Annotated in this window: 10 protein-coding genes; 5 read left to right on the top strand and 5 right to left on the bottom strand. The window is 71.6% G+C overall.

Annotated features, from left to right (window positions below):
* Positions 1 to 2: 2 nt before the first annotated feature.
* Together QQX09_RS05455 and QQX09_RS05450 are read right to left on the bottom strand one after the other, a co-directional pair.
* Entirely contained in the window at positions 3 to 1,001 is a 999-nt protein-coding gene (locus tag QQX09_RS05455) for a TIGR03557 family F420-dependent LLM class oxidoreductase (RefSeq protein WP_301131744.1), read from the bottom strand.
* Positions 1,002 to 1,114: 113 nt separating this feature from the next.
* Positions 1,115 to 1,585 (bottom strand): rhodanese-like domain-containing protein, encoded by a 471-nt coding sequence (locus tag QQX09_RS05450; RefSeq protein WP_301131743.1) that lies wholly within the window; start codon positions 1,583 to 1,585, stop codon positions 1,115 to 1,117.
* A gap of 309 nt (positions 1,586 to 1,894) precedes the next feature.
* On the opposite strand from QQX09_RS05450, the gene dnaK reads away from it, so the two are divergent.
* The 4 genes from dnaK to QQX09_RS05430 all read left to right on the top strand — a co-directional run bounded on the left by dnaK (position 1,895) and on the right by QQX09_RS05430 (position 5,872).
* Positions 1,895 to 3,760 (top strand): molecular chaperone DnaK, encoded by a 1,866-nt coding sequence (gene dnaK / locus QQX09_RS05445; protein ID WP_301131742.1) that lies wholly within the window; start codon positions 1,895 to 1,897, stop codon positions 3,758 to 3,760.
* A gap of 85 nt (positions 3,761 to 3,845) precedes the next feature.
* The gene (locus QQX09_RS05440; RefSeq protein WP_301131741.1) at positions 3,846 to 4,427 is read left to right on the top strand and encodes a nucleotide exchange factor GrpE; all 582 of its coding nucleotides are present in this window, start codon (positions 3,846 to 3,848) and stop codon (positions 4,425 to 4,427) included.
* 13 nt (positions 4,428 to 4,440) lie between these two features.
* Positions 4,441 to 5,403, top strand: a complete 963-nt coding sequence (locus QQX09_RS05435; protein ID WP_301131740.1) for a DnaJ C-terminal domain-containing protein — start codon at positions 4,441 to 4,443, stop codon at positions 5,401 to 5,403.
* Positions 5,404 to 5,458: 55 nt separating this feature from the next.
* Positions 5,459 to 5,872: a heat shock protein transcriptional repressor HspR gene (locus QQX09_RS05430; protein ID WP_301131739.1), complete on the top strand. Its 414-nt coding sequence runs from the start codon at positions 5,459 to 5,461 to the stop codon at positions 5,870 to 5,872.
* A gap of 47 nt (positions 5,873 to 5,919) precedes the next feature.
* Here the strand turns inward: QQX09_RS05430 and QQX09_RS05425 are convergent, their stop codons facing one another.
* Positions 5,920 to 6,531, bottom strand: coding sequence for a TetR/AcrR family transcriptional regulator (locus QQX09_RS05425; RefSeq protein WP_301131738.1), 612 nt, complete (start codon positions 6,529 to 6,531; stop codon positions 5,920 to 5,922).
* Positions 6,532 to 6,647: 116 nt separating this feature from the next.
* Positions 6,648 to 7,421 carry a hypothetical protein gene (locus QQX09_RS05420; protein ID WP_301131737.1) on the bottom strand — a complete coding sequence of 258 codons (774 nt, stop codon included), beginning with the start codon at positions 7,419 to 7,421 and terminating at the stop codon, positions 6,648 to 6,650.
* Between the two features lie 162 nt (positions 7,422 to 7,583).
* On the opposite strand from QQX09_RS05420, the gene QQX09_RS05415 reads away from it, so the two are divergent.
* Positions 7,584 to 10,598 (top strand): sigma-70 family RNA polymerase sigma factor, encoded by a 3,015-nt coding sequence (locus QQX09_RS05415; RefSeq protein WP_301131736.1) that lies wholly within the window; start codon positions 7,584 to 7,586, stop codon positions 10,596 to 10,598.
* A 30-nt stretch (positions 10,599 to 10,628) separates the two neighbouring features.
* On the opposite strand, the gene QQX09_RS05410 is transcribed toward QQX09_RS05415, so the two are convergent.
* Positions 10,629 to 11,237, bottom strand: coding sequence for a DJ-1/PfpI family protein (locus QQX09_RS05410; RefSeq protein WP_301131735.1), 609 nt, complete (start codon positions 11,235 to 11,237; stop codon positions 10,629 to 10,631).
* Positions 11,238 to 11,246 lie beyond the last annotated feature (9 nt).

Genomic DNA, 11,246 nt, shown 5'->3' with positions numbered 1-11,246 from the left:
GGCTACCTCGCGAGCGCCGGGAGGACGTCGGCCGCGAACGTGTCGATCCACGCGCGCTGGTTGCGCCCCACGTTGTGGAGGTAGATGCGGTCGAAGCCCAGGTCGACGAAGCGCTGGATGTGCGCGCGGTGCACGTCGGGGTCCTCGCTGATGACCATGCGGCCCTCGAAGTCCTCGGGCCGGACCAGCTTCGCCATCTGCGCGAGCTCGTGCGGCGAGCGGATGTCCCCCTTGGGGAACTTCATCCCGCCGTTGGGCCACTCCGTCATCGCGTTGTCGAGCGCCTCCTCGTACGTGGGCGCCCACGACATGTGGAGCTGGAGCACCTTCGGCATGGTCGACGGGTCCTTGCCGGCCTCGCGGGCGCCGCGGTCGAAGCGCTCGAACAGCCCGGCGATCTTCTCGGGCGGCGCCCCCACGGTGATGAGGCCGTCGGCCGCGGCGCCGGCGCGCCGCGCGGTGATGGGCCCGGCGGTCGCGACGAGGATCTCGGGGGGCACCTCCGGCATGGTCCACAGGCGCGTTGACTCGAGCTTGTAGAACCGGCCGCTGTGCTTGACGTCCTTGGCGTCGCCGGCGTCGAAGAGCTTGCGGATGATCTCGATGGCCTCGAACATGCGGTCGATGCGCTCGGGAACCTCCGGCCAGTACTGGCCGACGATGTGCTCGTTGAGGGCCTCGCCGCTGCCGAGCCCGAGCCAGTGGCGGCCCGGGTACATCGCGGCGAGCGTCGCCGAGGCCTGCGCGACCATCGCGGGGTGCCAGCGGAACGTGGGGGCCGTGACCCCCGGCCCCATGTCGCCCGTGGTGCGCTCGCCGATCGCGGTGAGCACGTTCCACACGAAGGCCGACTGCCCCTGCTGCGGCACCCACGGCTGGAAATGGTCCGCGGCCATCACCCCGCTGAAGCCCTTCGACTCCGCGTACGCGCTCAGCTCGACCGCCTCCATGGGCGCGAACTGCTCGAGCATCGCGGCGTAGCCCACCGTCAGATCCGCCATCGCCGTCCTTCCCTCGGGTGTGATCGGATGGTATTCAGGTGAACATTTCGTCGGCGTGACGCCTGTGTGATGGCGTGTTTCGGGTCCATGCGACCCGGTCCCCGCGCATCGGCTCAGCAGTCGCAGGCGACGCGCGCGCCCGCGACCGGCCGGGGCGCCGTGAGCGGGTCCACGGGGTACGTCGCGTCGACCTCCGCGCCGTCCGCACCGACGGCGTCGACAGGCATGCCCTCGCGCGCCCAGTACTCGAAGCCGCCGATCATCTCCTGCACCTCGTAGCCGAGCTCGCTGATGATGAGGCCCGCGCGGGTGGCGCCGTTGCAGCCCGGCCCCCAGCAGTAGACGACGAAGCGCGTGCCGGCCCCGAACTCGGCGGGGATCCGCGCGGGCATGTCGGGCTTGGGCAGGTGGATCGCGCCACGCACGTGGCCCTGGTCCCACGCCTCGCGGTTGCGGGTGTCGAGGAGCACGAAGCCCGGCTCGCCGGACTCGAGCGCGGCGTGCACGTCGGAGACGTCGGTCTCGAAGGCGAGGCGGGCGGCGAAGTGCGCGCGGGCGGCGGCGAGGCGGGCGGCGTGGTCCATGCGGCGAGCGTAGGCACGATGCGCGCCTCCCGTCGATTGCCAATGACAAGAGTGACAGGTGGGACTGGGCGTCGCCTCGCGACGACCGGGCCCGCCTGCGGGCCCGCCTCCCGCCCCCCGTCCCACGCGTCACACCTGACACCTTTGTCATTGGGAATCGGCATTCCTGAGAAGTTGAGCAGAGTCCGCTCAACTTTTGACCCGTCGGCTTGACAGTGCCAGACCTCGGACATAAGTTGAGTGATGGTCGCTCAAGTCCTGAGCGGGTTGGATCACGCGGCATCGGCCGCGACTGGAGGAAGAACACACATGGCACGTGCAGTTGGCATCGACCTCGGCACCACCAACTCGGTGGTGTCCGTCCTCGAGGGCGGCGAGCCCACCGTCATCGCGAACGCCGAGGGCGCCCGCACCACCCCGTCGGTGGTCGCGTTCTCCAAGACCGGCGAGGTCCTCGTCGGCGAGATCGCCAAGCGTCAGGCGGTCACCAACGTCGACCGCACCATCGCATCGGTCAAGCGCCACATGGGCACCGACTGGTCGAAGGAGATCGACGACAAGAAGTACACGCCGCAGGAGATCTCGGCCCGCATCCTGGGCAAGCTCAAGCGCGACGCCGAGGAGTACCTGGGCGAGAAGGTGACCGATGCGGTCGTCACCGTCCCCGCGTACTTCAACGACCACGAGCGCCAGGCCACCAAGGAGGCCGGTGAGATCGCGGGCCTCAACGTCCTGCGCATCGTCAACGAGCCCACCGCCGCGGCCCTCGCGTACGGCCTCGACAAGGGCAAGGAGGACGAGCTCATCCTGGTCTTCGACCTCGGCGGCGGCACGTTCGACGTGTCCCTCCTCGAGGTGGGCAAGGACGAGGACGACTTCTCGACCATCCAGGTGAAGGCCACCGCGGGCGACAACCGCCTCGGCGGCGACGACTGGGACCAGCGCATCGTCGACCACCTCGTCAAGGAGGTCAAGAACACCGAGGGCGTGGACCTGTCCAAGGACCGCTCGGCCCTCCAGCGCCTCCGCGAGGCCGCCGAGCAGGCCAAGAAGGAGCTCAGCTCGGCGCAGCAGACCCAGATCTCGCTGCAGTACCTCTCGATCGGCGAGAACGGCCCCGTCCACCTCGACACCAAGCTCACCCGCGCACAGTTCCAGCAGATGACCTCCGATCTGCTCGACCGCACCAAGGCGCCGTTCCAGCAGGTGATCAAGGACGCCGGCATCAAGCTCTCCGACATCGACCACGTGGTCCTCGTCGGCGGCTCGACCCGCATGCCCGCCGTCGCCGACGTGGTGCGCGAGCTCACCGGCGGCCAGGAGCCCAACAAGGGCGTCAACCCGGACGAGGTCGTCGCCGTCGGCGCCGCGCTGCAGGCCGGCGTCATCAAGGGCGAGCGCAAGGACGTCCTGCTCATCGACGTCACGCCGCTGAGCCTGGGCATCGAGACCAAGGGCGGCGTGATGACCACCCTGATCGAGCGCAACACCGCCATCCCGACCAAGTCGTCGGAGGTCTTCTCGACCGCCGAGGACAACCAGCCCTCCGTGCTGATCCAGGTCTACCAGGGCGAGCGCCAGTTCGCGCGCGACAACAAGATGCTCGGCACGTTCGAGCTCTCCGGCATCGCGCCGGCCCCGCGCGGCGTCCCGCAGATCGAGGTCACCTTCGACATCGACGCCAACGGCATCGTCCACGTCCACGCGAAGGACCGCGGCACCGGCAAGGAGCAGTCCATCACCGTGTCCGGCGGCTCGGCCCTCTCGAAGGAGGACATCGAGCGCATGGTCAAGGACGCCGAGGAGCACGCGGAGGAGGACAAGAAGCGTCGCGAGGAGGCGGAGACCCGCAACAACGCGGAGACCTTCGCGTACTCGACCGAGAAGATCCTGTCCGAGAACGAGGACAAGGTCCCGGCCGAGGTCGCCGAGGACGTCAAGACCGCGATCGCGGACGTCAAGACCGCCCTCGAGGGCGACGACGTCGACGACATCAAGGCCAAGCACGAGACGCTCGTCGAGAAGGCGCAGAAGATCGGCGAGGCCGTCTACGCGGCCCAGCAGGCCGAGGGCGTCAACGTCGACGAGGACTCCGCGGCGCAGACCGCGGGCGGCGCCCCCCAGGACGACGACGTGGTCGACGCCGAGATCGTCGACGACGAGGACAACAAGTAACGAGGCACGACGGCGGGCGCGCGGCGCGGTGATCATCCGACACCGGGCCGCCGCCCGCCCTCGGCGCTTCCCGGAAGGCAGCCCCATGACCGAGAACCAGAACGGCACCCCCGAGCCGCAGGACGATGCGGAGGCCCAGGCCGAGCGCATCGTGAACGACGCCGCGGCGAGCTTCCTCGACGAGGACCACGACGGCATCGACGACCTGACCGCCGACGAGGAGGGCGCGGACGACGCGCTCAACGCGGCCTACACGAAGGCGGCCGAGCACCTCGCCGACCTCCAGCGGCTGCAGGCCGAGTACGTCAACTACCGCAAGCGCGTCGACCGCGACCGCGAGCTCATCGGCACCAACGCGACCGCGAAGGCGATCGAGGCGCTCATCCCCACGCTCGACGACATCGCCGCCGCGCGCGAGCACGGCGACCTCGCCGACGGCCCGTTCGCGGCGATCGCCGCGAAGCTCGAGGGCGCGCTCGCGGGCCTCGGCTGGTCGTCGTACGCCGCCCCCGGCGACGTCTTCGACCCGCAGCTCCACGAGGCCCTCATGTCGCAGCCCAGCGGCGAGGTGTCGGAGCCGACCGTCCAGCACGTCGCGCAGCCCGGCCACAAGGTCGGCGAGCGCGTGCTCCGTCCGGCGCGCGTCATCGTCGCGCAGCCCGAGTAGGGAGGGAGGCGCCGTGGCGAGCCAGGACTGGTTCAACAAGGACTTCTACGCGACGCTCGGCGTCTCCAAGGACGCGAGCGCCGACGAGGTCAAGAAGGCGTACCGCAAGCTCGCGCGCGACCTGCACCCGGACCGCAACCCGGGCGACAAGAAGGCCGAGCAGCGCTTCAAGGACGTGGGCGAGGCGTACGCGGTCCTCTCGAACGAGAACGACCGCCAGCAGTACGACCAGATCCGCGCGATGGGCGGGGGCGCCCGCTTCCAGGCGGGCGGCCCCGGCGGTGCGGGCAACTTCGAGGACATGTTCGGCGGCATGTTCGGCGGCGGGATGCCGGGAGGCGGCAACGCACGCTTCCAGACCGGCGGGGGCGGCGGCTTCGAGGACATCCTCGGCGGCCTCTTCGGCGGCGGATACCAGCGCGGACCGCAGAAGGGCGGCGACCTCGCCGCTGCGGTGGAGGTGTCGTTCCGCCAGGCGGCGGAGGGCTCGACCGTCACCCTCGGCACCGACGGCGGCCGCATCTCGACGCGGCTGCCCGTCGGCGTCAAGGACGGCCAGCGCATCCGCGTGCCCGGCAAGGGCCGGCCCGGCTCCAACGGCGGCCCCGCGGGCGACCTGCTGCTCACGGTCCACGTCCAGAAGCACCCCGTCTTCACGACCGACGGGCTCAACCTGAGGGCGACCCTGCCCGTCCGCTTCGACGAGGCCGCGCTCGGGGCTCAGGTCGCGGTGCCGACCCTCGCTGGCGACACCGTGAAGGTCAAGGTCCCCCCGGGCACGCAGTCCGGCACGACGCTCCGGGTCAAGGGACGCGGCCTCACGTCCAAGAAGGGCACCGGCGATCTGCTGGTGACCGTCGCGGTCGCCGTGCCGCACAAGCTCTCGCGCGACGCCAAGAAGGCCGTCGAGGCGCTGGCCGAGACCCTCGGCGGCGACGACCCGCGCGCGAGCCTCTACAAGGACGCCGCGCGGTAGCCCTCACACCAGGGACGATGCAGGCCCGCTAGCGTGGGCGCGAAGGAGGTGGACCATGGAGCAGCCGGACGTCGACGAGCCCGTGTTCCTCATCTCCGCCGCCGCGGAGCTGGCGGGCATGCACGCCCAGACCCTGCGCCAGTACGACCGGCTGGGACTGGTGGTGCCGCGTCGCCGCCCCGGCGGCGGGCGCCGCTACTCGCTGCGGGACGTCGCGACGCTGCGCGAGATCCAGCGCATGAGCCAGGAGGAGGGCATCAACCTCGCCGGCATCAAGCGGATCCTCCACCTGTCGCGTGAGGTGCAGCGTCTCGAGCGCGAGGTCGAGCGTCTGCGCCCGCGTGCGGACACCGGCTCGCGCATCTTCACGACGGGCCCCACGGGCAACGTGGTGATCGTCGAGCGGGGCAGGCGCGTGCGCCGCGACGAGGGCCGCGCCGTCGTCGTGTGGACCGCACCGCACGACTGACGACGCCAGGCGACCGCCAGGTCCGCGCCGTCGCCGGCCCGGTACTGCTAGCGCGTGACCGCGACCGCCGCGCGCTCGATCTCCGCGTCGACCGCGACCGACAGGTCGGAGTGCGCCATCGCGGGGTGGGCGTCGTTCGCGTACGCATGGCTCATGAGCTCGACGGCGACGTGGCCGTGCACCCACGACCACAGGCGGATCGTGGCGTCGTGCCATGCGGCGGGGTCCGCGTCGGCGCTGTCGAGCGCCGACGCCACGCGCGCACGATGCGCGAAGAACGTGTCCCACGTGCGCTCGCGCGTGCGCTCGGAGGGCTCGTAGCCGGCGATCGCCGGGGCGAACATCGTCTGGAACTGGGCCGGGGCGTCGAAGGCCCAGTCTCGGTAGGCCTCGGCCGTCGCGATGAGACCGTCGCGTCCGGGCCCGGCACCCTCCCACGCCTCTGCGAGGACGTCGTTGAGGGTGTCGAAGCCCTGCTCCACGACGGCGTCGATGAGGCCGGACTTGCCGTTGAAGTGCGTGTACACGCCCATGGTGGAGCAGCCCGCGGCCTTGGCGACCGCGCGCACCGTCAGCCCGCTCGCGCCCTGCTCGGAGATGAGCGTGAGAGCGCTCTCGAGGAGGCGGGTGCGGAGGTCTGCGGCGGGGTCGTCAAGCATGGGTTAATGATAAGTGAAGTGCGTACATTGCGCGGTACGCGAATCACCTCGTCCGGGTGGGGACGCTACGAGGGGCCGGCACCGCCCTCAGCTCGGTACCGGCCCCTCGTCCCCCCTCAGCGGTGGAGAGACTCCACCAGCTCGACCGCGTATTCGTGGAGGTCCGGAAGGGACTCGATCCACACGCGCGGCGGCTGCCGCATGAGGTTGCCGACGCGCATCTGAACAGCGCGCCGGGAGATGTGGTCGCGGAGCTCGGCGACACCGCGACCCATGTCGGGTCCACGGTCGACGAGCACCGCATAGAGCCCATCGGCGAGGCGCGCCATCGGGCGTCCCTTGCCGTAGGCGTCGCGCAGCGATTGGCCGATGGCGGCGTTGCGCGCCATCCGCTGCCACGGATCGGTGTCGGCGGCGGCCACGTCGACGAGCACCAGGGCGTGAGCCTCGCTCACCGGGGTGCCGTCGCGCTCGGCGGCGCCGTACAGCTCGCCGAGACGTGCGACCAGGTAATCGTTGCTTCCCAGCCCCGACTCGGGGTCGTTCATCGCCGGCTCGACGCGCGTCGCGGCGTCGCCGGCGGTCCAGCCCTCGCACAGTGCGCGGATCGAGCGGATCGGTGCGGACTCGTAGCCCGCGGCGCGGAACAGCACGGCCATGTCGTCGATCGCCTCGGTGATGCCGACGCCGACGAGCGCGCGCGCCTCCCCCAGGCGGTACGCGGCGGGTGCGGTGTCGAGGCGGGCCTCGAGCGCCTCGGCGAGGGCCTCGGCGGCAGGGGTGAACCAGTCGCCGGGACGGCGCCACACCGTCCCGATGCTCGCGGCCTCCCAGCGGCGCAGCAGCGGCATGGCGGGAGCTGCACCCGGGACGTTCACCTCGCTGGTCATGCCCCATGAGAGGGGGCGATGACGCCGTGATGACGCGACTTTCCAAGTTTTTTTTCCGAGGTGTCGCGACGCGAAGTGTGACAAACCCCTCACCCTCCTTGCCCACCCCTACTGCACCAGCAAGAATGCGGGTACCGATCCGGCTACAGGAGCGAGCACGGAATGTCGCAGGAAGCCCTGTCGCTGTGGACGGAGACGTCCAGCGACCCAGAGCTGATCGCCGGTGTACGCGCAGGCGACCCGGCGGCCTTCGGCGTGCTCTACGAGCGTCACTCCGACGCCGCCCGCAAGGTCGCCGCGCAGTACACCAACAGCGCCGCGGACGCCGAGGACGTGGTCTCCGAGGCCTTCTCCCGCATCCTGCGCGCGCTGCAGCAGGGCGACGGCCCCGACCTCGCCTTCCGCGCGTACCTCTTCACCATCGTGCGGCGCACGGGCCTGGACGTCATCGAGAAGGCGAACCGGGCGCGACCCCGCGACGACATGTCGACGTACGAGTCGGCGATCGGCTACCAGGCGGGATCCGACGAGCCGGCGCTCGACACCTTCGAGCAGTCGATGGTCGCGGATGCGTTCCGCTCGCTCCCCGAGCGCTGGCGCGCCGTGCTCTGGTACACCGAGGTCGAGAAGAAGAGCCCCAAGGACATCGCCCCGCTGCTGGGCCTCTCGGCGAACGGCGTCGCGGCGCTCGCGTACCGCGCCCGCGAGGCGCTCCGCCAGGCCTACCTGCAGCAGCACCTCGGCGCCGCCGACACCGTCAACTGCCTCGAGGCCAACGCCCAGCTCGGCTCGTACGTCCGCGGCGGCCTGAGCAAGCGCGAGCACACCCGCGTCGACGAGCACGTGCGGTCGTGCGCGAAGTGCGCCGCCCTGGTGGCCGAGCTCGAGGACGTCAACCGCGGCCTGCGCGCCGTCATCGCCCCGCTGTTCCTGGGCCTGCTCGGAGTCAAGGCGCTCGAGGGCGGCCTTCCGGTGGGCGGCGTGTTCGGCGAGGGCGCCGCGGCCGCCTCGTCGTCCGCGGCAGGCGGTGCCGCCGGCGGCGGCGCCGCGGCCGGCGGGGGCGGCGGGCTTTCGGGCGGCATCGCGGTGGTCGCGAACGGCCTCGCCGCGGTCGCGCTGCCCGCGGCCGCGACGCTCGGCGTGGTCTCGCTCGTCATGACCGGCGCAAGCGTGCTCGGCATCATCGGCGAGGCGGGCCCGGACAAGACGGGCGCACAGCCCGCCGGCGTCGAGTCCCCCGTGGATGAGGACGATGCGGCGGGCGCGGGATCATCCGCGTCGCCGAGCCCGGCGGATGACACGACCGAGGACCCGGCCGACGACGCGACCGACGTGCCGGCGGATGACGCCACGATCGCGCCCGGCGACGAGGCCGGCGACGACACGGGCTCGGACACCGTGATCGAAGCCCAGGGCGCCCTGCTGGACGACGAGGCCGGCGACGCGACCACGGATGACGGAACCGCGGGAGGCTCCGCCGGCGGGTCGACGGATGGTGGTTCGACGGATGGTGGTTCCACCGGCGGCGGTTCGACCGATGGTGGTTCGACCGGTGGCGGTTCGACCGACGGCGGCTCCACTGACGGTGGCACCGGTGGTGGTGATGGCGGCACCGGTGGCGGCGACGGCGGCGACGGCGGCGACGGTGGCGACGGTGGCGATGGCGGCGATGGCGGCGACGGCGGTACCGGTGGCGACGGCGGCGATGGCGGCGACGGCGGCGACGGCGGCGATGGCGGCGATGGCGGCGATGGCGGCACCCCCACCCCGCGTACCGCGCTGTCGATCGGCTCGACGCCCCTCAGCTTCCTCACGATCTCGCGCACGTCGCCGTCGATCTCGATGGACCTCAGCAACGGTGGCGAGGACGCGGCCGCGGATGTCACCGCGAGCATCGTGCTCCCGGACGGCCTCACGTTCGCCGCGCCGACGGCAGGCGGCGGCGGCACCGCGCCGCTGGGACCCGATGCGATCGCCGGGTACCTCGCCTTCGCCGCGGATTCCGCGGTCACCGTCGGGGACTGGACCTGCGAGCTGTCCGCCGACCGCACCGAGGCGGACTGCCTCCTCGACTCGCTCGACGCGGGCGGCGACACCTCGATCGACCTCGACCTCGGCATGATCGAGGCGACCACCGACCTGGGCGACGACGCGTGGACCGAGTTCACCGCATCGTCCGGCGACGACTCGGTGACCTACCGCGTCCGCACGGGCCTGTCCGACATCAAGGCAGCGCTCGAGGGCCGTGCCGACGCGACCGGCCAGGTCGCCGCCTCCGTGGTGGGCGCGCCGCTCCTCGGCTGCGACCTCGCGGTGCGCGAGTGCCAGACGGTCATGGACTTCCGCGGCTCGGATGCGAACTCGCGCTACAACAACGACTCGCAGAAGATGCGCCCGCTCAACCTGGCCGACGGTGAGACCAGCTCGTCGACCACCGTGCTGGGCACCGACCAGCTGCCCGAGGGGGCCACGGTCCTCTCGGCGACGCTGACCTGGTCGGCCAACCGCGGCATCTTCGACACCTGGTCGGGTGACCTCGACGCCGCGCGGCTGAGCACGCCTACGGGCGGCTACGAGGACGTCGTGGCGGACAAGATCGCGACGAGCTGGGACGGCGGCGACCTCTACTACCAAGCGACCGCCGACATCACGGACCAGGTAGCCGCGGGCGGCAACGGGACGTACGCGCTCGCCGACGTCGCTCTGCCCGAGGACTTCGCCGCCGTGTTCCCGAACTACTACGCGGGCTTCGCGATCACCGTGATCTACGAGCACCCGGACCTGCCCGAGGCCGCGGTCGTGGTCCTCGACGGCACGCAGTGGATGTTCGGCTCGCAGGTCGAGGTACCGTTCCTCACCCTGCAGCGGGCGGCGGTCGACGTGAGCATGGTGGCCTTCGAGGGCGACCGCGGCAAGCACGACAACCGCCTCGCGATCGACGGCGACACGCTCAACCCCTGGGGCTGGTCCGGCACGGGCGCGATCGGCGCGAACCCGGGCAATGCGGCGGACTCGACGGCCTTCGGGTCGCCGTTCGCCAACTCGCTCGGCGTCGACGCGAAGCCGTTCAAGGCGCGCACGGTGGGCGCCGGGGTGCACCGCCTCGAGGTCTACAGCGGCTACAGCGACGCGTTCCTGCTGAGCTCGCTCGTCGTCACCGTCACGCCGGAGAGCTGAGGCGCCTGTCCGCGCAGACGCGCGGGCGGGTCACCGGGCCGGGTCCGGGCTCCAGTCCATGTCGAGCTGGCGCGCGGTGCGCACTGCGAGGTCGGTGCCCGAGACCCGCGCGACCAGGTGCAGCGCGAGGTGGATGCCTGACGTGAGCCCGCCGCTGGTGAGGACGCCGCCGTTGTCGACCCAGCGGACGTCGGCGACGACCGAGCCGACCTCGCCGCAGGAGGCGAGGTCCGAGAGGTCCTCCCAGTGGGTGGTGGCCGGCGCATCGTCCAGCAGACCCGCGCGGGCGAGCAGGAAGGCGCCGGTGCAGACCGAGGCCGTCATGGCCGCCCCGCGCGACAGCCGTTCCACGGTCTCGATGAGGACGCCGTCGCCCACCGCGCATGCGACGTCGATGGTGCCGGGGACGATCAGCACGTCGCATGCGTCCACCGTGTCGGAGTCGACGAGCCGGGTGAGCGTCATGCCGCCGAAGGCCGTCACGTCGCCGCCGCCGGGTGTCGCCAGCACCACCTCGAACTCGGGGGCGAGCCCGTCGCGCTGGAGCAGCCTCGCGGCCGTCAGCAGCACCTCGTAGGGGCCGCCGGCGTCGATGAGGTCGAAGCCGTCGTACAGCAGGATCAGCGCGCGCGTGGGCATGTCCTCACG

This window comes from Demequina litoralis (assembly GCF_030418455.1).
Taxonomy (GTDB): Bacteria; Actinomycetota; Actinomycetes; order Actinomycetales; family Demequinaceae; genus Demequina; species Demequina litoralis.
Note: the sequence above shows the minus strand (reverse complement) of the source record. Positions and strands in the feature narration are given on the sequence as shown.